Origin of the sequence: Thiohalocapsa sp. ML1 (genome assembly GCF_001469165.1) — a bacterium.
GTDB lineage: Bacteria > Pseudomonadota > Gammaproteobacteria > Chromatiales > Chromatiaceae > Thiohalocapsa.
Map to the genome: position 1 here is coordinate 1 of NZ_JABX01000055.1, position 20,561 is coordinate 20,561.

At 69.0% G+C, this 20,561-nt stretch carries 16 protein-coding genes; 6 read left to right on the forward strand and 10 right to left on the reverse strand.

The genetic code is table 11. The features are described from left to right. Positions 1-76: 76 nt before the first annotated feature. The 4 genes from ML01_RS23450 to ML01_RS23465 form a co-directional block, all read right to left on the reverse strand. On the reverse strand, positions 77-601 hold the full coding sequence (locus tag ML01_RS23450) for a putative 2OG-Fe(II) oxygenase (RefSeq protein WP_058557817.1): 525 nt from the start codon (positions 599-601) through the stop codon (positions 77-79). Between the two features lie 114 nt (positions 602-715). Further along, on the reverse strand, positions 716-1,936 hold the full coding sequence (locus ML01_RS23455) for an NAD(P)/FAD-dependent oxidoreductase (protein WP_058557837.1): 1,221 nt from the start codon (positions 1,934-1,936) through the stop codon (positions 716-718). Between the two features lie 113 nt (positions 1,937-2,049). Continuing rightward, positions 2,050-2,598, reverse strand: a complete 549-nt coding sequence (locus tag ML01_RS23460) for a hypothetical protein (RefSeq protein WP_058557818.1) — start codon at positions 2,596-2,598, stop codon at positions 2,050-2,052. A 119-nt stretch (positions 2,599-2,717) separates the two neighbouring features. Then, on the reverse strand, positions 2,718-3,302 hold the full coding sequence (locus tag ML01_RS23465; protein ID WP_058557819.1) for a DUF3365 domain-containing protein: 585 nt from the start codon (positions 3,300-3,302) through the stop codon (positions 2,718-2,720). Positions 3,303-3,552: 250 nt separating this feature from the next. Here ML01_RS23465 and ML01_RS23470 point away from each other — a divergent pair, with 250 nt between their 5' ends. Together ML01_RS23470 and ML01_RS23475 are read left to right on the forward strand one after the other, a co-directional pair. Continuing rightward, positions 3,553-5,379: an asparagine synthetase B gene (locus tag ML01_RS23470; RefSeq protein WP_058557820.1), complete on the forward strand. Its 1,827-nt coding sequence runs from the start codon at positions 3,553-3,555 to the stop codon at positions 5,377-5,379. A 73-nt stretch (positions 5,380-5,452) separates the two neighbouring features. Then, on the forward strand, positions 5,453-6,616 hold the full coding sequence (locus ML01_RS23475; RefSeq protein WP_058557821.1) for an alpha-hydroxy acid oxidase: 1,164 nt from the start codon (positions 5,453-5,455) through the stop codon (positions 6,614-6,616). 102 nt (positions 6,617-6,718) lie between these two features. Here the strand turns inward: ML01_RS23475 and ML01_RS23480 are convergent, their stop codons facing one another. After that, positions 6,719-7,726 carry an NAD-dependent epimerase gene (locus ML01_RS23480; protein ID WP_058557822.1) on the reverse strand — a complete coding sequence of 336 codons (1,008 nt, stop codon included), beginning with the start codon at positions 7,724-7,726 and terminating at the stop codon, positions 6,719-6,721. 105 nt (positions 7,727-7,831) lie between these two features. Continuing rightward, positions 7,832-9,118: a Vi polysaccharide biosynthesis UDP-N-acetylglucosamine C-6 dehydrogenase TviB gene (tviB, locus tag ML01_RS23485; RefSeq protein WP_058557823.1), complete on the reverse strand. Its 1,287-nt coding sequence runs from the start codon at positions 9,116-9,118 to the stop codon at positions 7,832-7,834. A 527-nt stretch (positions 9,119-9,645) separates the two neighbouring features. Here tviB and ML01_RS23490 point away from each other — a divergent pair. The 4 genes from ML01_RS23490 to prsT all read left to right on the forward strand — a co-directional run bounded on the left by ML01_RS23490 (position 9,646) and on the right by prsT (position 17,523). After that, entirely contained in the window at positions 9,646-11,043 is a 1,398-nt protein-coding gene (locus ML01_RS23490) for a TIGR03013 family XrtA/PEP-CTERM system glycosyltransferase (protein ID WP_058557824.1), read from the forward strand. A gap of 24 nt (positions 11,044-11,067) precedes the next feature. Continuing rightward, complete coding sequence (gene prsK / locus ML01_RS23495) at positions 11,068-13,158, forward strand: XrtA/PEP-CTERM system histidine kinase PrsK (protein WP_058557825.1); 2,091 nt, start codon at positions 11,068-11,070, stop codon at positions 13,156-13,158. Positions 13,159-13,163: 5 nt separating this feature from the next. Continuing rightward, entirely contained in the window at positions 13,164-14,519 is a 1,356-nt protein-coding gene (prsR, locus tag ML01_RS23500) for a PEP-CTERM-box response regulator transcription factor (RefSeq protein ID WP_058557826.1), read from the forward strand. Between the two features lie 208 nt (positions 14,520-14,727). Then, positions 14,728-17,523: an XrtA/PEP-CTERM system TPR-repeat protein PrsT gene (gene prsT / locus ML01_RS23505; protein ID WP_162268091.1), complete on the forward strand. Its 2,796-nt coding sequence runs from the start codon at positions 14,728-14,730 to the stop codon at positions 17,521-17,523. Between the two features lie 30 nt (positions 17,524-17,553). Here prsT and ML01_RS23510 read toward each other — a convergent pair whose 3' ends face one another. From ML01_RS23510 to ML01_RS23525, 4 genes are all read right to left on the reverse strand, one after another. Next, on the reverse strand, positions 17,554-18,849 hold the full coding sequence (locus tag ML01_RS23510; RefSeq protein WP_058557828.1) for an FGGY-family carbohydrate kinase: 1,296 nt from the start codon (positions 18,847-18,849) through the stop codon (positions 17,554-17,556). Continuing rightward, a complete protein-coding gene (gene queF / locus ML01_RS23515; protein WP_058557829.1) occupies positions 18,846-19,226 on the reverse strand; it encodes a preQ(1) synthase in 381 nt (126 codons plus the stop codon). The genes ML01_RS23510 and queF overlap by 4 nt, the downstream gene beginning before the upstream one ends. 186 nt (positions 19,227-19,412) lie before the next feature. Next, positions 19,413-20,129, reverse strand: a complete 717-nt coding sequence (locus ML01_RS23520) for a DUF3581 family protein (RefSeq protein WP_058557830.1) — start codon at positions 20,127-20,129, stop codon at positions 19,413-19,415. Positions 20,130-20,164: 35 nt separating this feature from the next. Further along, positions 20,165-20,557, reverse strand: coding sequence for a hypothetical protein (locus ML01_RS23525; RefSeq protein WP_058557831.1), 393 nt, complete (start codon positions 20,555-20,557; stop codon positions 20,165-20,167). Positions 20,558-20,561 lie beyond the last annotated feature (4 nt).

Below are 20,561 nucleotides of genomic sequence, written 5' to 3' on the forward strand. Positions count from 1 at the left end.
GGAGTGCGGGTGCGGAGTGCGGGTGCGGGGTGCGGGTGCGGAGTGCGGGGTGCGGAGTGCGGGGTGCGGGAGTGGATTAGCGGTTGCCGAAGTTGAAGGCCACCGAGAGCCTGAGGCCCGCGCCGCGATGCGGCTCAACCCAGTGCTTGAGGGACGGTGGAAACAGCAGCATCAGGCCGGGCTCGGGCGTCACGCGGACCTCGAAGGGCCCGTCCGCGAAGCAGAGGTCGCCGCTCGCCGCGGGCGCCGTGACGTAGTAGACGCCGGACAGCAGCTCGTCGTTTTCCTCGTGGCTGTGGCGGCTGGTGCGGCTGCCAGGCGGCATGGCGTTGAGCCAGAAGCCGCAGCGGAGCTTCGCCGCGCCGAGCCCGAGCCGCGCCGCCGCCGTGTCGCCGGCGAAGCGCAGCAGCTCGGTCAGTCCCGGCAGTCGGCCAGCGTCCAGGTACAGGTTCTCGAAGCGCCCGTCGACGCAATGGGAGCGCTGGCGGAAGTCCTGCTCCGACAGCCTTGCGAAGGCCGCGGCGAGGGGGCCGTTGAGCGTGTCGGCCGCCGGATACCAGTGCGCCGAGATGGGTGCGAGCAGGTGGGTCTCGGTGTCCATGGTCGCGGGTGCAGCGAGCGCCGTCAGGAAGCGTCCAAAAACAACGGATACAAACTCATCTCCGCCGTCCGTCGAAATCGAAATCGAAATCGAAATCGAAACTCTGAATCTTCCCTAAGCCGCCGTCGGCAGCGCGGCGACGGCGCCAATGCGCCGCTCGTGCTCGGCGCGGCTGCGGGTGACGCAGTCCTCAACGGAGACGCCCAAGAACCAGTTGCCGGTGAGCCCGAGCCGCCCGCCGGCCAGCGCGCGGTCCAGCGCCGTCACCAGCTCGGCGTGGCCCTTGCGCAGTGCCGGCAGCCGGTTGCGCACGCTGGCCTGCGCCTTGACCCGCGCGGGGTCGGCGGCCAGCGCCTGGCAGGCGGCGGCGATGCGGGCGGGCTCGTCCAGCGCATCGCCCGGGAAGTGGAACGCGAAGCCGCGCAGCTCCGGGTGGTCCAGGAAGTCCCGCGACACGGCGGACAGGAAGCTGCCGTCGACGCTGATGAAGCCGGCGAGCGCATCGACGCCGACGTCGGCCTTGTCGAGCACCAGGAGCTGCGTGTCGATCTCGGCCATGCCGATGCCGCCGACCAGGCGGGCGGCCTCGGGTGCGACCTTGGCCAGCAGCCGTGCCGCGACATCCGGCGGCACGGCGAGGGTGAGCCAATCGGCACGATGTGCGCTGCCGTCGGCACAGGTCACGGCGAAGCCCTCCGCGTCGGGCCGGACGGCGGTCACGTTGCAGCCGGTCTTGAGGGACACGCCGGGCGCGTCGGACAGGGCGCGCGGGATCTCGCCCAGGCCTTCGGGCATGGTGAAGCTCCGCAGCACGTCCTTGCGGCGCGGCTTCTTGCGGAACAGCGCCTCGGCCGGGAAGTCGTCCGCCGGCTGGCAAATCACGGACCGGAAGGCGGGGCCGAACAGGTCGCGGTAATTCTTCTCGCCGAGCCCGGCGCCGTAGTACTCGCGCACGCTGGCGCCGGCCTTCTCGGTGCGGAACAAGGTCGGCAGCGAGCGCAGCAGCTCCAGCGGGTGCAGCGCGGACAGCACCGACTTGCGTTTGCCGCCGCGCCAGAGCCGGTAGCTCTGCTTGCCCTTGGCCGTGGCGCGCCCGAGGATGCCGCGCTGCTCCATGATGTCCAGCAGGTTGCCGTAGCTGTTGAAGCAGCTATGGCTGCCGGCCTCGACCCAGTAGCCGTTCAGGTCCTCGAAGTGGTGGCTGTACATGCAGCCGCCGGGGCGCGGGGCCGCCTCCAGCACCAGCACCTCGTGGCCGGCCGCGGCGGCGTAGTGGGCGGCGCAGAGGCCGCTGATGCCGGCGCCGATGACGATGTGGGTCGGTTGTTGACTCATGGCAAAGCTCATCCCGGGCGGCACGTGCCGCAGGCGAAAGACTGGCAGGCGAAAGACTGACAGCGTGGATTGCGTGCAGGCCGGCGCCGCGTTGGGCGCCGGCCGCTCGGCGGCTATTCTGCGGTGTTCGATCCGCGGGCGTCGAGAGCGAGTCGCGCTGCCGCGGGGTCAATGGGCAGGAGTGCGAGCCCGTCCAAGTCGAACTGCGGGATGGCCGGCGGCGGGGGCGCGCAGTCGGTGAGATCCCAGCCGGCGGCGGGCACCAGGCCGAGGGCGCTCGTATCCGGGCTGCGGGGCGGGCCGCGGTCGTCGATCTCGTCCAGCGGCGCGCCGGGCGGGGCGAGGGAGAGCGGGCCGTCGGCGCGGCTCGCGGCGGCGTCGTCGCCGTCCCAGGTGTCTGTGGCCTCAATGGGCAGGGAGTCGGGCTCGCCGTCTACCGATTCGATGTCGGCGCGGGCGCCGGCGGCGAGGAAGGCCTGCTGGAAACGTGTCGCGGTGAGCAGGTCGACGTCGCGCTTCACGACGATGCGCCGGCCGCTGAACAGGTTCTCGAGGTGGGGGCCGTCGAGCCTGAACGTGCTCGCGAGCTTCGCACGCGCGGCGGCCGGGTCGGCGCCGTTGAGGAGCTCGCCGTCGAAGACGATGTTGTAGAGGTCCGCCATGGGCTCATGCCTCTGCGCAGGTCTTGCGGAACAGGCGCGGTGGGCTTTCCTGCCGGCCGGGCGGCGCAAGCGTCGCCCGGCCGAATCACGCGGCGGCGCCGCTGGCGCCGCCGGCGCGGTCACATCGGCTTCGATAGCGTGAAGGCGCCGCGGATCTCGCCCGCGGAGTAACCCCGTGCCTGATCCTCAGGATAGGCCTTGTCCAGCGCCGCCGCTATCGGCTCGGCGATGTCGGTGCCGTGGCAGGCGAGGCAGACCTCCGCGGTCGGGATGGCCTGCATGAAGCGGTAGACCTTGCCGTCCGCCGTCTCCTCGACGGAGGCGTAGGTCATGCCCATGGGCGACTCGCCGTTCTGCTGTCGCGACGCGAACTGCTCCAGCACCTGTTCTTCCCACGCATCCGGGGCGTTCGCCGGGTTGCGCGGCTTGAGGCTGGTGCGGCCCACGTCCCAGCCGTGCTCCTCGGACAGGTCTTCGGCGATGGCGGGCGCCTTATCTTTGCACATGGTAACGGCGGCGACGGGGCCGCCTTCCTTCAGCGCGCCTTTCAGCTCGCCTTGCAGCGACGTGGTGAAGGCCGTGATGATCTCGCGCGCCTCGGCGGCGCCGGCGTCGGTACTGGTGGTGGACCAGACTTGCAGGCTGGTGGCGGCGAGGACGGCTGCGATGGCCAGCGCGGAGCCGGCCAGGAGTGGCTTGTTCATAGTGTCCGTCTCTGTGATTGAGGGGGTTGGCTGCGGAACCGATGGGGCGGCCAGGCGGGGCGGGTTCCCGGCTGCGCCGCATGGCGCGAAAAGGTTTGGTCGGGGTGGGTCCGATGCAACCACGGTGAGGGCTGGACTATTGGCGATGGCGGGGCGGGCAGCCATGGCAATGCGCAATGGGCGGCGGCGCCGATCCCGGCTGGCGGGCCGGCTCGCGTATACTCCGCCCGCGTTCAAGCAGGGGGTCGGTATGAAGGGTATTTGCGGTTGGCTGGGTGCGCTGCCGGGGGCGGCGCCGCAGGCCGTGCTCGCGGACATGCTCGCCGTCGATGGGGCCGGGGTGCCGGGTGGCTCGGTGCCCGTGCATGCGGCCGACTTCCATGGTGGCGTCATCGGCGACGGCGACGACGACGGCGACGGCGACGGCGCGCACGCGGACGACGACTGCATCGTGCTGCTGTCCGATAGCGCGCGGATGCGCGCCGCCGAGGTCGCGGACGCCTGGCGGCGCGACGGCGAGCGGGTGCTGGAGCTGCTGCACGGCCCCTTCGCGTTGGCGCTCTTTGATCGGCGCCGCGGCCGGCTCATGCTCGCCGTGGACCGCGTCGGGGCGCGCGGGCTCTACCTGGTGCGCGGTGGCGGGCGCATCGGTTTCGCCACGCGGCTCGCGGCCCTGACGCGGCTGCCGGGCTTCACGCCCGCGGTCAGCGACCAGGCGCTGTTCGAATACCTCTACCTGCACATGATCCCGAGCCCCGGCAGCATCTACTCGGGGGTCACCAAGCTGCTGCCGGCGCAGGTGCTGACCTGCGACGCTGCCGGCGACGCGGCCCCGGCGCAGGCCCGCTTTTACTGGCGCATGCCCTACCGCGACGGGTCTGCCCGCTTCGATGCCCTCAAGTCCGAGTTTCGCGCGCTGCTGCCCGAGGTGGTAGGCGCAGCCGCTGCCGCGCCCGCCGGCGCCCGCGTCGGCTGTTTCCTGAGCGGCGGCACCGACAGCTCCACCGTCGTCGGCACCTGGCGGCAGCGCAGCGGCGAACCGGTGCCGACCTACTCCATCGGCTTCGACGCCGAGGGCTTCGACGAGATGGCCTACGCCCGCATCGCCGCGGCGCGCTTCGCGACGACGCCGCGGGAGTACTACGTGACGGCAGCGGACGTGGTGGAGGCGGTGCCGAAGGTCGCGGCCTTCTGCGATGAGCCCTTCGGCAACGCCTCCATCGTGCCGGCGTATCTGTGCGCCCGCTTCGCCCGCAACGACGGCATCGACGTTATGCTCGCCGGCGACGGCGGCGACGAGATCTTCGGCGGCAACGAGCGCTACGCAAACCAGTGGCTCTTCGAGCAATGGGGCCAGGTACCGGCGCCGCTGCGGGGGCTCATCCGCGGCGCGGTTGGCCTGCCCGGGCTCGGCGCGCTACCGCCGGCCAAAAAGGCGCAGAGCTACATCGCCCAGGCCGAGGTGCCGCTGCCGGACCGCTTCGAGACCTACAACTTCATGCATCGCACGGCACTCGAAGACATCTTCGAGCCCGCTTTCCTCGCCCGCGTCGACACCGGCGCGCCGCTCGAGAACCTGCGCGAGGTCTACCGACGCACGCAATCCAGCGCTGCCGTGAACCGGATGATGCACCTGGATCTCAAGATCACGCTCGCCGACAACGACCTGCGCAAAGTGAATCAGGCCTGTCAGCTCGCCGGCATCGACGTGCGCTATCCGCTGCTCGACGACCGCCTGCTGGACTTCGCGGCGTCGGTGCCGCCCGGTATGCAGCTCAAGCGCACGCACCTGCGCTGGTTCTTCAAGCGCGCGCTCGCGGACTTTCTGCCGGCGGAGATCATTGCCAAGCGCAAGCACGGCTTCGGGCTGCCGGTGGGGCTCTGGATGCGCGAGTACGCGCCGCTTGCGGAGCTGACGCGCGCGAGCGTCGAGCGGCTGAAGCAGCGCGGTATTGTTCGGCCTGGCTACATCGACTGGATCAGCCAGCAGCACCAGGGCGGGCACGCGTCCTACTATGGGGTGTTCCTGTGGATACTGGTGATGCTCGATCAGTGGCTGGAGAGCCATCGGGGTTGATGCTTCGGCCCCCGGTTCCGTCGTTGATGTTGTCGTTGTCAGCGCTATCGAAATCGCTATCGGACACAGCACCTTGACAGTCATCACTAACATCGCCGACCTCAAGCGCCTCTACCGCCGGCGCGTGCCGCGGATGTTCTACGACTATGCCGAGTCCGGCAGCTGGACCGAGCAGACCTTCCGCGACAACAGCACGGACTTTGCCGACATCCGGCTGCGCCAGCGCGTCGCCGTGGACATCGCGGCGCGCAGCACCAAGGGCAATATGGTCGGGCAGCCCGTCGCCATGCCCGTGGCGCTCGCGCCGGTGGGGCTCACCGGCATGCAGCATGCCGACGGCGAGATCCTCGCGGCCCGCGCCGCCGCGCGCTTCGGTGTGCCCTTCACGCTGTCCACCATGTCCATCTGCTCCATTGAGGACGTGGCAGACAACGTAGACGCGCCCTTTTGGTTCCAGCTCTATGTCATGCGCGACCAAGGCTTCATGGAGAGCCTCATCGCCCGCGCCGCGGCGGCCCGGTGCTCCGCGCTGGTGCTGACGCTGGACCTGCAGGTCATCGGCCAGCGCCACAAGGACTTGAAGAACGGACTGTCGGCACCGCCGAAGCCGAGCCTGCCGGTGGTGCTGGACCTGCTGCGGCGCTGGCGCTGGGGGCTCGGCATGCTCGGCACCCGCCGGCACGGCTTCGGCAACATCGTCGGCCACGTCAAAGGGGTCAGCGACGTGTCGAACCTCATGGCCTGGGTCGGCGAGCAGTTCGACCCGAGTCTGGACTGGGCGCGCGTGCGCCGCATCCGCGACCTCTGGCAGGGGCCGTTGATCCTGAAGGGCATCATGGACCCCGAAGACGCCCGCCATGCGCAGGATGCCGGGGCGGACGCCATCGTCGTGTCCAACCACGGCGGCCGGCAGCTCGACGGCGCCGTCAGCAGCATCCGCATGCTGCCGCGGATTCTGGACGCCGTCGGCGACGCGCTGGAGGTGCATCTGGACTCCGGTATCCGCTCGGGCCAAGACGTGCTGAAGGCGCTCGCGCTCGGCGCCCGGGGCACCTACATCGGCCGCGCCTACATCTACGGCTTAGGCGCCCTGGGCGAGGCCGGCGTGACGCAGGCGCTCAACATCATCCGCAAGGAGCTCGACACCACCCTGGGCTTCTGCGGCGAGCGGGACGTCGCGGACCTTGGCCGGCACAATCTGCTGCTGCCGGCGGATTTCGCGACGCGGTGGGTCTGATGCCCGATGCCCGCCGCGGGAGATGCGCTCATGGCGGGCGTGCATGCGGCCCGAGGCGCCGCCTCGCCAGGCGTTGACCAAGCGTCGCGCGGCCGCCCCGACTCAAACGCCGTAGTAGTCCCGGTACCAAGCCACGAAGCGCGCGATGCCCTCCTCAACGCTCGTCGCGGGCTTGTAGTCGAGCTCCTCGACGAGGTCCGCGACATCGGCGTAGGTGTCGGGCACGTCGCCCGCCTGCAGCGGCAGCAGCGCCTTTTGTGCCTGTCGTCCGAGGCAGCCTTCGAGCACCTCGATGTAGTGCATCAGCTCCACCGGCTGGTTGTTGCCGATGTTGTAGAGCCGGTACGGCGCGCTGCTGGTGGCGGAATCGGGTGCATCGCCGTTCCATGCCGGGTTCGGTTCCGGAATGCGGTCCAGCACGCGGATCACGCCTTCGACGATGTCGTCGATGTAGGTGAAGTCGCGCCGGTGCTTGCCGTAGTTGAACACTTCGATGGGCTCGTCCGCGAGGATGGCGCGGGTGAACTTGAACAGCGCCATGTCCGGCCGGCCCCAGGGGCCATAGACGGTGAAGAATCTCAGCCCCGTCGTCGGCAGGCGGTACAGATGGCTGTAGGTGTGTGCCATCAGCTCGTTGGCTTTCTTGCTCGCGGCGTAGAGGCTGAGCGGATGGTCCACATTGTCGTGCACGGAGAACGGCATGCGTGTGTTGGCGCCATACACGGAGCTGCTGGAGGCGTACACCAGGTGCTCGACGCCGTTGTGCCGACAGCCCTCCAGAATGTGCGCGAAGCCCACCAGGTTGGTGTCCACGTAAGCGAGTGGGTTCTCGATGGAGTAGCGCACGCCGGCCTGTGCGGCGAGGTTCACAACGCGCTCGGGTCGGTGCTCGGCGAAGGCGGCGGCGATGCCGCCGCGGTCCTCCAGGTCGAGTCGCAAGTCCGTGTAGCCCGGGTAGGCGCGCACCCGCTCGAGCCGCGCCTCCTTGAGGCTCACGTCGTAGTAGTCGTTGAGGTTGTCCACGCCAATCACTGCGTCGCCGCGGGCGAGGAGTCGCATCGCCAGCGTGGAGCCGATGAAGCCGGCACTGCCGGTGACAAGTACTTTCATGGGGCTGCGTCCAGGGCGAGTAAGGGCGCGCAGGGCGCCCGGAGCTTTAATCTGCGGCTACAGGGGGCGTCAGGCGGCGTCCGTGTGCCTGCCGGCGGTGCGCCGTCACAGCCGTCCGTCCACGGTCCCGGCCGGGAAGACGTGCTTCACGTCGTAGATCGCGGCGCCGGGCTTGGCCAGCGCGCGCACGGCGTCGATGCCCATCTCGACAAACTGGCGGTGCGCGACGGCAACGACGACGGCGTCATAGGCCGCGCCGACGCTGGGCTGGACCAGCCGGATGCCGTACTCGCGCTCGGCTTCCTCTGCGCTGGCCCAAGGGTCGTGCACGTCGGACTGGATGCCGTAGGACTTGAGCTCCGCGGCGATGTCCACCACGCGCGTGTTGCGCAGGTCCGGGCAGTTCTCCTTGAAGGTCAAGCCCATGATCAGCACGCGTGCATCCACCGGGAAGCCGCCGCGGGCCGCCATGAGCTTCACCACTTCGCTGGCGACGAAGGCGCCCATGCTGTCGTTCAGGCGCCGCCCGGCGAGGATGATCTCGGGGTGATAGCCGATCTGCTGCGCCTTATGCGTCAGGTAATAGGGGTCGACGCCGATGCAGTGGCCGCCCACGAGCCCGGGCCGGAAGGGCAGGAAGTTCCATTTGCTGCCGGCGGCGGTAAGCACCTCGTCCGTGTCGATGCCGAGCCGGTTGAAGATCAGCGCGAGCTCGTTGATCAGCGCGATGTTGACATCGCGCTGGGTGTTCTCGATGACCTTGGCCGCCTCCGCCACGCGGATGCTGCTCGCCCGGTGCGTGCCCGCCGTCACGACGCTGGCATAGAGCGAATCGACGAAGTCGGCCGCCTCAGGGGTCGAGCCCGACGTGACCTTCTTGATGGTGGTGAGCCGATGCTCCTTGTCGCCGGGGTTGATGCGCTCGGGGCTATAGCCGACGTAAAAGCCGTCGTTGTACCTGAGCCCGGAGCCCTGCTCCAGCAGCGGTACGCAGACCTCCTCGGTGGCACCGGGATACACGGTGGACTCGTAGATCACGACATCGCCGCGGGATAGCACGGTGCCGAGCAGGGTGCTGGCCGAGATCAGCGGGTTGAGGTCCGGCGTCTTCGCCTCTGTGATCGGCGTTGGCACGGTGACGATGTAGACATTGCATTGACGCAGGGCGTCCAGGTCCGTCGTGTAGCTCAGATGGGGCGTCGCCTTGAGCTCGGCAGGCTCCACCTCCAGCGAGCTGTCTCGCCCGGCCCTGAGCTCCTCAATCCGCGCCGCGTTGATGTCGAAGCCGACGGTGGTGTAGCGCTGCCCAAGGGCGACGGCCAAGGGCAGGCCGACATAGCCGAGGCCGACGATACCGATGGTCGGGGCGCGTTCGTCGAGTCGAAGAATCATGATCCTGACAGCTCCGGACGAGAGTCTGTGGTTGGGATGCGCGCGGACCGCGGCCGCAACGCAACGGCGGCCGCGGCGACGTCGCGCGGTAGTATGCCGCGGTAGTATGCCGAAGCGCCGTTGGCGATGCGAGTGACGCCCTTGGCCGCCGTTGGCCGCCGCGTCCGGGGCGTCGGGCAGCGCCTCGCAGGCGCGCTCGGTGCTCGCTGCCGCAAGTCGTGTGCTTGGCGCCGCGTATCGGCGGCTCGTAGGGGCTGGCGCCATGCTGCGGAGGCGGTCCGGACGATGAACCGCTCCGCTGTGCTAACATCCGCGCCGCTCAAGCCTGGGCGGTCACCCGCGGCTGCGTCCGAAGCTGCCACGTCGCTGATATGAGCCGAGCGGGGTCCGTGCGGCGGCAAAGCGTCGGGGCGGGTCCGAAGCGCAACGGCCGATCTGCGCGATGACGCGGACGGAGGGTACTGCGCCACGGCACCTCCGCCCTTGCGACACCCGCACGTCACATCCTGCTGCCCTTAAGGATCGGCATGATTCGGCTCTTTGGCCACCACGTTTCCGGACTCAAGCTGCTGTTGGGCATGCTCGAGCTGGCAGTGTTCTTCGGGGCGCTGCACCTCGGCGTCGCGGTGCGCTTCGGCGGGGAGCTGCCGCACGACATCGCACCCGGCGACCCGTGGATCACGGGAGTCCTGTTCGCGCTCGTGATGTCGCTGTGCATGGCCTCCATGGGCCTATACCAGCGCCGGGTGCAGGACGGTGAGGCGGGTTTCATTGTCCGGCTGGCCATCGCCTTCGCGATCGGCACGGCAGCGCTCGCGTTCCTGTTCTATCTCTTCCCGGCCCTGTTCATGGGGCGCGGCATCCTGGGATGGTCGCTGTTGTTCTCGTTCGCCGGCACCGTGGTGCTGCGCATGGTGTTCGACCGCATCGCCGGCGCGGAATCACAGAAGCGCCGCGTGCTGGTGCTGGGGGCAGGGGTCAACGCGGAGCGCATCGCGGAATTGTTGGCGCAGGGCACTGGGCTTGGCTTTTGCGTTGTGGGCTATGTGCCTTTGCCGCGCAGCCAGCGCCTGTTGCCGGACGATAAGCTCCTGATGCAGCAGGGGTCGCTGCTGGAGCTGGCGATTGCGCACAACGTCGATGAGATCGTGGTCGCTGCCGACGACCGCCGCCGCAAGCTGCCCGTGGGCGAGCTGCTGGACTGCAAGCTGAGCGGCTTCGCGGTGCTGGATCTGCTGACGTTTTTTGAGAAGGAGCTGGCCGCCGTCAAGATCGACCTGCTGCACCCGAGCTGGATCTTTTTCTCCCGCGACGGCTTCAAGATGGGCGTCACCGGGTTGTACGGAAAGCGGTTGCTGGACCTCGGGCTCGGTTCCCTGATGCTGCTGGTCGCCGCGCCGTTGATGCTGCTGGTCGCCCTGGCATCGACCATCGAGTCGCGTGGTCGCGACCCGATTTTCTACCACCAGATCCGGATCGGGCAGGGCGGGCTGCCGTTTCGCCTGCACAAGTTCCGCAGCATGCGGGTCGACGCGGAGGCCGACGGCCGCCCGCGCTGGGCGGCCAAGAACGACGCGCGCATTACGCGGCTCGGCGCCTTCCTGCGGCGTACGCGCCTGGACGAGCTGCCGCAGCTCTTCAACGTGCTGAAGGGGCAGATGAGCCTGGTGGGGCCGCGCCCGGAACGCCCGGAGTTTGTCGAGCGGCTCGCGACCGGCATTCCCTACTACGCCGAGCGGCATCGGGTGAAGCCTGGGGTGACCGGCTGGGCGCAGCTCCTATATCCCTATGGTTCGGACGAGGACGACGCCAAGCGCAAGCTCGAGTTCGATTTGTACTACGTCAAGCATGCGGGCATTTTTTTGGACCTGATCATCCTGCTGCAAACCGTCGAGGTCGTGCTGCTGGGCAAGGGTGCCCGCTAGGCGGCGCGGCAAGCGCTAAGGCTCATGCAGACGATCGTCTCCCCCGAATCCATTGCCGTCATCGGCTACGCGGCGGACGCAGTCGCTATGGCCGTGCTGGGGCTGCTGCTGGTGACGACGTGGCGGGGCCGCTTGCAGGGCGGGCTTTTGCTGCTCGCCGTGGTGGTAAGCGTGCTGTGGGCGGCGTTGCTCGCCGTGCAGGCGCAGTGGCAGGCGGTGCCCTCGCAGGTCATCTGGGCGGCCGAGGCCGCGCGCATCATCGCTTGGTGCGTGTTCCTGATGCGGCTGGTCAGCCGACTGCAAAGCGGGCTTGCCGAGCATCTGCGGCTGCTGTACGTCGGCGTACTGGTGGGCGGCGCGCTGCTGCTGCTGCCGTTCGAGGACTGGCTGCCGGCGCTGTTGCCCGGTGTAGGCGGCTGGCTTGCCAAGGCGCGGCTCATCGGGCAGTTGCTGCTCACCGTCGTCGGCCTGTTTCTGGTCGAGCAGATCTACCGCAATACACCCTGGCAACATCGCTGGGGGATCAAGTTCTTGTGCTTCGGGCTTGGCGCGGTGTTCGTCTACGACTTCTATTTCTTTGCCGATGCGCTGCTGTTCGGGCGGCTCGACACCGGCGTGTGGCTCGCCCGCGGGGGCGTCAATGCCGTGGTGATGCCGCTGCTCGCGGTGAGCGTCGCCCGCAATCCGCAGTGGTCCTTCGACCTCTCGGTATCGCGGGCCGTGGTCGTCCATTCCACGACCCTGGTGGCCGCAGGCGTTTATCTGTTGTTCATGGCGCTCGCCGGTTACTACATTCGCGCCTACGGCGGCGAATGGACTGCCGTATTTCAGCCGCTGTTCTTTTTCGGTGCCGGGCTCTTGCTGGTGGTGCTGCTGTTCTCGGGCCAACTGCGCTCGCATCTGAAGCTCTTCGTCAGCAAGCACTTCTACAGCTATCGCTACGACTATCGCGAGGAATGGCTACGGCTGATCCGGGTGCTCTCCGGCAAGGAGCTGCAGGCGACCCTGCCGGAACGCATCATTTTGGCGCTCGGCGAGTTGGTGGACAGTCCGGGCGGCGCCATCTGGGTGCGCGATGCCGACGGCGTCTGCTCGTTGCGGCGCTGTTGGAACCTGTCCCCGTCCGTCATCGACGGGCGCTGGCACGGCGAGGCGCTGTGCACCGCACTCGAGCCGGATGGGCGTATCCTGGAGCTCGCGGATGCCCCCATCGACGCCCTGCCGGATTGGCTCCGGGACAGTGCCAGTCTCTGGCTCCTGGTGCCGCTGCTGCATGAAGAGCGGGTGCTCGGTTTTGTCGTGCTCGCGCGGCCGCGGGCGGCACAGGAGCTGGGCTGGGAGAACATCCAGTTGTTGCAGACCGCGGCCAGGCAAGCGGCAAGCTATCTTGCCCTCGAAGAAGCCGCGGCCGCGCTGGCCGAGGCGCACCAGTTCGCGGGCTTCAATCGGCTCTCGGCGTTCGTCGTGCACGATCTCAAGAACCTCGTCGCCCAATTGTCCTTGGTGAGTCGCAACGCGGAGCGCTATCGCGATAATCCGGCCTTCGTCGACGATGCACTGCAGACCGTGAGCGACTCCGTGGAGCGGATGAACCGGCTCCTACTGCAGTTGCGCTCGGCGGTGCCGACCGAGACGGAACGATGCGTTGCCGTCCGGCCCCTGGTGGAGCGGGCGGTCGCCGAGCGCGCCATCCAAGAGCCCGTGCCCATGCTGCGCGACGCCGGCGCCGCGGATGCGCACATCTGCGTTGACCCGGAGCGGTTCAGCTCCGTGCTGCGCAATATCATTCAGAACGCGCAGGAATCCACAGAGAAACAAGGCCGTGTGGAGGTGACCCTAGGCGCAGATGCCGAAAGCGTCACCATCGAGGTCGACGATGACGGCTGCGGCATGGACGAGGCCTTTATCCGTGAGCGGCTGTTTCGGCCGTTCGATTCCACCAAGGGGCTCGCCGGCATGGGCATCGGCGCGCACGAATGCAAAGCGCTCGTTGCGCTCTCGGGAGGGCGTGTGGACGTCAAGAGTGAGCCTGGCCAGGGCACCTGTTTTCGCATCGAGCTGCCGCGGGCCCTGCCGGCGGTGGCGGAGCAGCAAGCCATGGCGGCTGCGGTGTAGCGCAGATGCAGGAAGCAGCCATCAAACTCCTGATCGTCGAAGACGACCCCGGCCTGCAACGGCAACTGCGCTGGAGCTTCGAGGGTTGCGAGGTCGTCGTCGCATCCGACTTCGCCACGGCGCAGGCCGAGCTCGACCGCTTCGCGCCCGCCGTGGTGACGCTGGACCTGGGGCTGCCGCCGGATCCGGGCGGCACCAGCGAAGGCTTTCGGCTCTTGGACGAGATCTTAAACCGCGCGCCGGACACCAAGGTCATCGTCGTTACCGGCCACAACGACCGCCACAACGCCGTCCGAGCCGTCGGCCGGGGTGCGTACGATTTCTTCGAGAAGCCCATCGACCCGGACCTGCTCGGCATGACCGTGCAGCGCGCGGCAAGGCTCGCGCACCTGGAGCAGGAGTATCGCAGGCTCGCCAGCGCCGTCTCCGAGTCACCCTTTGGCGAGCTCATCGCCGTGTCGCCGCAGATGCTGGAGGTCTGTCGCAGCATCGAAAAGCTGGCACCCACGGACGTCACCACGCTGGTTTTGGGCGAGAGCGGCACCGGCAAAGAGGTGCTGGTGCGCATCCTGCACCAGCTCAGCAACCGCGCCAGCCGGCGGCTCGTGGCCATCAACTGTGCGGCGATCCCGGACGCCTTGCTCGAGAGCGAGCTGTTCGGCTACGAAAAGGGCGCCTTCACCGGCGCGGTGAAGACGACCCGCGGCAAGATCGAGGTCGCCGATCGCGGCATCCTGTTCCTGGATGAGATCGGGGATTTGCCCATGTCGTTGCAGTCGAAGCTCCTGCGGTTTTTGCAGGAGCGTGTCATCGAGCGCATCGGGGGGCGCCAGGAGATCCCGGTGGATGTGCGCGTCGTCTGCGCAACGCACCAGGATCTGCCCAAACTGATCGAAGCGGGGCGCTTCCGCGAAGACCTGTATTACCGCATCAACGAAGCGACCATCCACGTGCCGCCGCTGCGCGAGCGGCGCGACGACGCCGTTGTGCTCGCGCGCGCCTTCCTCAGTCGTTTCGCGGCCCAGCACCGCAAGCCGGTCAAGACCTTCTCGCGCCAGGCGCTCGCCATTGTCGAGGCCTATCGATGGCCGGGCAACGTGCGCGAGCTGGAGAATCGGGTCAAGCGCGCCGTGGTCATGGCTGACGGCCGCGAGATCACGGCCGAGGATCTGGAGCTCGCCCAGATCGAGATCGAGGAGATCCCCTTCGACCTGCGGGAGGTCCGCGAGCTGTCTGAGATGCGGGCGATCAAGCGCGCCATCCATCACAGTGATCGCAACCTGTCGCGCGCGGCAGAGTTGTTGGGCATCACCCGGCCGACGCTCTATAACCTGATGAGGAAGTACGAGATCCCGACTTGACTGAGGGCGCGTGCGGCGCAGGATGCAGACGCTCGGACGCACGCCTTGGACGGGCACGGCATCGCGCCTGAGCGTCCGGGCCAGCCGCGCCCACCGGCTCACGCCGCCATTGTCCTCGCCGCACGGAAGCCGCCGACACACCCCGACAGTACACCGACACCAAGCAACTCTACCAAGCAACTCTCAGCCACGCATCACGGAGGTCGCCATGACCCGAAGCCCCGCAATCAGGCTTGTGGATTCATTCAGAGTCTGTTTCCTGGCCTGCACCCTGGCCTGCACCCTGGCCGTACCCGCTGCCTTCGCCGACGACGCTGCCCTGGCGAAGGCGCAGGGTTTCTTCGACCAGGGCAACTTCAGCGCCGCCGAGATCGAGCTCAAGAACCTGCTGCAGGCGGACCCGAGCCTGCTCGACGCGCGTCTGTTGCTCGCGCAGGCGTACCTGCGCAGCGGCAATGGGGCGGCGGCCGAGAAGGAGCTCCGCCGGGCATTGGACCTCGGTGCCGACGCCGACGCGGTCCGCTTCGACCTCGCGGAGGCAATGCTGCAGCAGCAGAAATTCCGCGATGCACTCGAGTTTCTCGAGGTCGAGATGCTCCCCGCCGATGCCCGTGCCCGCGCGCTGGCGCTGCGCGGGCGCGCGCACATCGGGCTTGAGGACCTGCCGGCCGCCAAGCAGGCGTTTACGGACGCCGTCGCGCTCGACCCCGCTGACCGGGACGCCGGTGCCGGGCTGGTGCAGCTCGCGCTGCTCGACAACGATCTTGCCGTCGCCGAGGCCACGTCGAAGCAACTGCTGGAGGCGCATCCGCAGGAGCCCGATGTCATGTTGCTGCGCGCGGAGGTGGAGCGCCGTGCCGAGCGCCCGGAGGCGGCCGTCGCGCTGTTCGGCGAGGTGCTGGCGCTGGAGCCCGAGAACCTGCGCGCGCTGCTCGGCCGTGCGACGACCCTCGTCAGCATGCAGCGTTTCGATGAGGCGCGCGCCGATCTTGCCCAAGTGGACGCGCTGCGGGCGAACATCGTCATCGTCAGCTACCTGCGCGGTGTCATGGCCTTCTACGAGCGCGACTGGGACGAGGCCGGCGAGCACCTCCAACTCGTGCTTTCCGCGCAGTCCGGGCACGTCCAGAGCCAGCTCTTGATGGGCATCGTGAGCTATGCCAAGAACGACCTGCAGCTGGCCGAGGAGTACCTGTCGCGCGTCAACGCAGCGATGCCGGACAACCTGCAGGCAGCCAAGGTGCTCGCCGCCACCCACCTCAAGCTGCGCGAGCCGAAGGCCGCGGCCAAGGTGCTCGAGCCCGTCGTGGATACGCAGGACGCCCAGGTCATGGCGCTCCTCGGCAGCGCCTACATGCTCGCCGGCGATCAGGAAGAGGGCCAGCAGTGGCTGGCGCGTGCCGTCGAGGTGGCGCCGGACGTGGCGGCCTTGCGCACCCAGCTCGCGCTGACGCTGATCGCGGGCGGCGACATGGGCGGGGCCATCGACGAGCTGCAAAGCGCCGTCGATCTCGGTCAAGAGGTGTTGCAGGCGGACGTCCTGCTGGTGCTCGCCAAGCTCAAGGAGCAGCAGTACGACGAGGCCATCGCCGCCAGCGAGGCGCTGGAGCAGCGCCGACCCGACAGCCCGGTCGCCTTCAACCTCACCGGCCTCGCGCTACTCGCGCAGGGCAAGCGCGAAGAGGCCCGGGCGCGTTTCGAGACGGCGCTGGAGCTGGACCCGAAGTTCACGACCGCGCTGGTCAATCTCGCCCGGGTCGAGGTCGCGGGGCAGGATCTGGACGCCGCCCAGGGGCAGTACCGGCGGGTGCTGGAGCAGGACCCAAAAAACCTGGCGGCGTTGCTCGGCATGGCCGCGCTGGCGGAGCTGCGCAAGGACGATGCAGGCATCCTCGAATGGTTGAACAAGGCACAGGACGCCAACGCTGCCGCAACGCAGCCCGGCATCTTGCTCACCCGCTACTACATCGATCGGCAGGAGTATCTAAAGGCGCTCACCATTGCCAACGACATTGGCGCGCGCTTCCCGGACAACGCGGATGTGCTCGAGATGCTCGGGCGCGCCCAGACGCTGGCCGATCAGCCCGCGAGCGCCATCCGCACCTTCGACCAGATCCTGCAGAAGCGCCCCGAAGACCCCCGCATCCACTATCTCAAGGGCGGCGCACAGTGGAAGACCGAGGACTATGCCGCCGCGCGGCGCTCCTTCGAGCGCGCCATCGCGGAGCAGCCGGACTTTCTGGACGCCCGCGTCGCACTCGCCTCCGTGCTGGTGGCCGCCGAGGACTATCCGGAGGCGCTCAAGGTCGCTCGCGGCCTGCAGCAGGACTATGCCGACCAGCCGCTCGGCTATCGCATCGAGGGCACCATTCAGATGGCCGCCCGCAGCCCTGCGGACGCCATCGCGCCGTTCAAGCAGGCGCTCGACATGCAGCCGTCGGCGGAGCTGGTGCGGCAGCTCGCCGAGGCCTACAGCCGCGCCAACCGTAGCGCCGACGCCATCGCGACGCTCAAGGACTGGGCGGCCCGCGCCCCCGATGATCTCGGCAGCCAGGCGATGCTGGCGATGCTGATGCACGGGGAGGGCATGGAGGGCGAGGCGCTGCCGATCTACGAGCGGCTCTACGCGGCCGGACAGAACAATATTCTGATCCTGAACAACCTCGCCTGGATCCTGCACGAGCGCGGCGACCCGCGGGCGTTAGAGATCGCCGGGAAGGCGTATGACCTCGATCCGAACCGCCCGGAGGTGGCCGACACCTACGGCTGGGTCCTGTTCAACAGCGGCGAACGCGACAGGGGCTTGAGCATTCTGCAGCAGGCGCACCTGGCCTATCCGACGCAGACCGAGATCGCCTACCACACGGCCGTGGCGCTGAGCGATGTCGGCCGCGGCAGCGAGGCCGTGCCGATCCTGCGCCGCCTCGTGCGCGAGCATCCCAACTCCGAGCAGGCGGACGCCGCCCAGGAGCTGCTCGACAAGCTCGGCGGCGGGGCCGGCTGAGCCGCGCGGCGGCGGGCGCTGGCCTCGTCGTCAGCGCGGCGTCAGGGCGCCGAGCGCGAGCGCCGCAACGCCCGCGGCGGCGGCCTGCTCCGCGGCGGCCGTCACCTCGACGCCGAGCAGGCGCCGACGGATCGCCGACCAGGCGCCATTGCGGGCGCCGCCGCCGATGCTGAGCACGCGCCGGGGCGTTGGTGCGCCGAGCCGGGTCAGGAGGGCGTAGCCGTCGCGCTCGATGCGGGCCATGCCCTCCAGGAGCCCATGCAGAAAGCGCACGTCGTCTGCCGGGCGCGGCGCGAGGCGCGGCGCGAGCGTCGGGTCCTGCACCGGGAAGCGCTCGCCGGGGCCGAGCAGTGGATAGTAGTCGAGGCCGCTCGGGCGGCTCGGGTCGATGTGCGCGCTGAGCGCGGCGAGCGTCGCCGCATCGAAATGGGCGCGCAGCACCGCACCGCCCGTGTTCGACGCGCCACCCGCCAGCCAGTGCGCGCCGATGCGGTGGCTGTAGACGCCGCAGGCCGGCGCCGTCACCGGGCGCTCGGCGAGGATCTTCAGCACCAGCGTGCTGCCCAAGCTCGTCACGGCGTCGCCGACCTCCCGCGCGCCGGTGGCGAGCACGGCGGCGGTGCTGTCCGTGGTGCCGGCGCAGATCAGGGTCGCGGGCGGCAGGCCGGTGTCGGCGGCGGCGACGTCGCACAGGGTCCCGAGGGGCGTGCCGGGGGCGTGCACGCGCGGCATCGCGCTCGCCGGCAGCGGCAGCCCTGCGAGCCAATCCGGCCAGCAGCCGCGGGCCGGGTCAAAGCCGAGCTTGAGCGCGTTGTTCCAATCGCTGTCGCCGCAGCGCCCGAGCAGCCGGCCCATGAGCCAGTCGGCCTGGTGCAGCACGCGCACGCCGTCCGGAGCCTCGCCCAGCCGGGCCAGCAGGTGCAGCGCCTTGGCCAGGCTCGCGCCGGGGCCGCGTGCCGCGGAATCAGCAGGGGCAATGTCGGCCACCAGCGCGGCGGCCTCGATGGCGCGGGCGTCGTTGTACATCAGCGCCGACGTCAGCGGCCGGCCGTCGGCGTCGGCGAGCAGCACCGTGGCGGAGGTGCCGTCCAGGCACAGCGCACAGTCGCTATTGCACAGATCGAGCTTGGAGGACAGCTCTCGCAGCACCCGGAGGAGGGCCTGCCACCACAGCGCCGGGTCCTGCTCAACGCCGCCGCCGGGGGGGCGCAGCGGCGCCGGCAGCGGTGCCTCGGCCTCGGCGAGGCGGCGGCCGGCGGCGCCGAGCGCCACCGCCCGCACCCCGCTGGTGCCGACATCGACGCCGATGCCGATGCCGGCCCTCACGGCAACTGAACGACTGGCGGCGCCTCCCAGCCCGCGGCGCGATGCTCGGCGACCACCCGGGTGTAGATGCCGCCGCGCACGTTGAAGTCCGCCGTGAGCCGCATGAAGCGCGGCTCCGTGGCGGCGACGAGGTCGCCTAGGATGCGGTTGGTCATGGCCTCGTGGAAGCCGCCCTCCTCGCGGAAGGACCAGACGTAGAGCTTGAGGCTCTTCAGCTCCACGCAGCGCACGTCCGGGATGTACTCGATGGTCAGCTCCGCGAAGTCGGGCTGGCCGGTCTTCGGGCACAGGCAGGTGAACTCCGGCACCCGGATGCGGATCATGTAGTCACGGCCGGGCGCGGGGTTCTCGAAGGTTTCGAGGGTGTTGGTGGGCATGGGGAAAGTTTGAAGTTTGAAGTTTGAAGTTTGAAGTGGGAAGTGGGAAGTGGGAAGTGGGAAGTGGGAAGTGGGAAGTGGGAAGTTGGAAGTGGGAAGTGGGAAGTGGGAAGTTGGAAGTTGGAAGTTGGAAGTTTGAAGTGGGAAGTGGGAAGGGTGAGTGGGTGTTGGCGCCGGGCTGCGCGATCAGCCGCGCTCCTGTTCCCGGTACGCGGCCGCCCACCCGTGGTACTTGGCCACCAAGCCGTCCAAGGTGGCTTGCTCCAGGGGCCGCAAGCCGCTCAGTAGCAGCTTCTTGGCGCCTTCGCCGATGCGCTCGCCGTTGGCTGTCAGGTCGAAACACAGACGCGCATCGCCGCGTCGGCCGCTGATGTCCAGTGTGCTGTCGGTGAGCTGGATGCCGTCCGCCGGCCGATCTAGTCGGGAGAGCTCAAAGGACATGCGCTCATAGATGACCAGCGGCCGCTCGGGGTTGATCATCACGCCGTGGCCTTCCATCAGCGGCACCAGGAAGTGCGGGAAGTTGTGGCCGGAGAAGGCGACGTAGCAGCGGATGAGCGATTCGATCAGCTCGGGGTCCTGCGTGGACGGGCCGGCGCGGCTCACGCTGAGGCAGGGCTTTCCGGCTTGGTCGCGCACCGTCACCTGGTCCGCCGAGATATCGAGCCGGAGCGGGACGTCCGCGCCCACCATGCCGGTGAACTGGAATTCCATGCGGCTGCTCAGGCCGGCCTTGGTCAGCACCAGCGCGAACAACAGGTCGCCGGGCACGCAGAAGCGCGGGCTGTCGGCGTCGTGGATCGGGTTGAAATCGCCGGCGATGTCCTTCGCAAAGGCACTCCCCTGTGCGGCGGAAATGCGCGGTGCTTGGTCATCGCCGCCGAGGCAGGTGTCGAGGAGCATGCGTGCGTGCTTTGCCGGTTGTGGATCGGCCGGGCTCAGTCGGGCCAAACCCGGTCTGGACTGCGGAAGGGATCATCCTCCGCGCTTGTGCCCGGATAGGCACTGGGCTGCGGCCGCGTCGTGGCGGGCATCGGGTAGGGCGCCGCGGTGGTGGCATTGCGCGGTGCGGGCTCGGCGCCGGCGCGGGGCTTGGCCGGTGCCGGGCTGGCCGCGGCGTCGCGCACGGACGCCTGCTTTGCCGCGACCTTGCGCACCGGGGCCTTCTTGGCGGCGGTCTTGCGCGGGGCGGTCTTGCGTGGGGGTGGTGTCGGGCTCGGCGGCGCCGACGCGGCCGCGGCGGCGGCCGGGGTGTCGGCGGGTGCGTCGCCGGTCTTGGCCTTGCGGATGGAGTCGAGCAGGCGCTGCCCGGTTCGGTTCGTGTCAGCCATTGGT

What these genes read in the sequence shown, in the direction of transcription:
- prsK (WP_058557825.1), top strand. Translation starts at nt 11,068, where the DNA reads ATGCAGACGATCGTCTCCCCCGAATCCATTGCCGTCATCGGCTACGCG.
- ML01_RS23525 (WP_058557831.1), bottom strand. Translation starts at nt 20,557, where the DNA reads ATGGCTGACACGAACCGAACCGGGCAGCGCCTGCTCGACTCCATCCGC.
- tviB (WP_058557823.1), bottom strand. Translation starts at nt 9,118, where the DNA reads ATGATTCTTCGACTCGACGAACGCGCCCCGACCATCGGTATCGTCGGC.
- ML01_RS23470 (WP_058557820.1), top strand. Translation starts at nt 3,553, where the DNA reads ATGAAGGGTATTTGCGGTTGGCTGGGTGCGCTGCCGGGGGCGGCGCCG.
- ML01_RS23450 (WP_058557817.1), bottom strand. Translation starts at nt 601, where the DNA reads ATGGACACCGAGACCCACCTGCTCGCACCCATCTCGGCGCACTGGTAT.
- ML01_RS23460 (WP_058557818.1), bottom strand. Translation starts at nt 2,598, where the DNA reads ATGGCGGACCTCTACAACATCGTCTTCGACGGCGAGCTCCTCAACGGC.
- ML01_RS23520 (WP_058557830.1), bottom strand. Translation starts at nt 20,129, where the DNA reads ATGCTCCTCGACACCTGCCTCGGCGGCGATGACCAAGCACCGCGCATT.
- ML01_RS23455 (WP_058557837.1), bottom strand. Translation starts at nt 1,936, where the DNA reads ATGAGTCAACAACCGACCCACATCGTCATCGGCGCCGGCATCAGCGGC.
- prsT (WP_162268091.1), top strand. Translation starts at nt 14,728, where the DNA reads ATGACCCGAAGCCCCGCAATCAGGCTTGTGGATTCATTCAGAGTCTGT.
- ML01_RS23465 (WP_058557819.1), bottom strand. Translation starts at nt 3,302, where the DNA reads ATGAACAAGCCACTCCTGGCCGGCTCCGCGCTGGCCATCGCAGCCGTC.
- queF (WP_058557829.1), bottom strand. Translation starts at nt 19,226, where the DNA reads ATGCCCACCAACACCCTCGAAACCTTCGAGAACCCCGCGCCCGGCCGT.
- ML01_RS23490 (WP_058557824.1), top strand. Translation starts at nt 9,646, where the DNA reads ATGATTCGGCTCTTTGGCCACCACGTTTCCGGACTCAAGCTGCTGTTG.
- ML01_RS23480 (WP_058557822.1), bottom strand. Translation starts at nt 7,726, where the DNA reads ATGAAAGTACTTGTCACCGGCAGTGCCGGCTTCATCGGCTCCACGCTG.
- prsR (WP_058557826.1), top strand. Translation starts at nt 13,164, where the DNA reads ATGCAGGAAGCAGCCATCAAACTCCTGATCGTCGAAGACGACCCCGGC.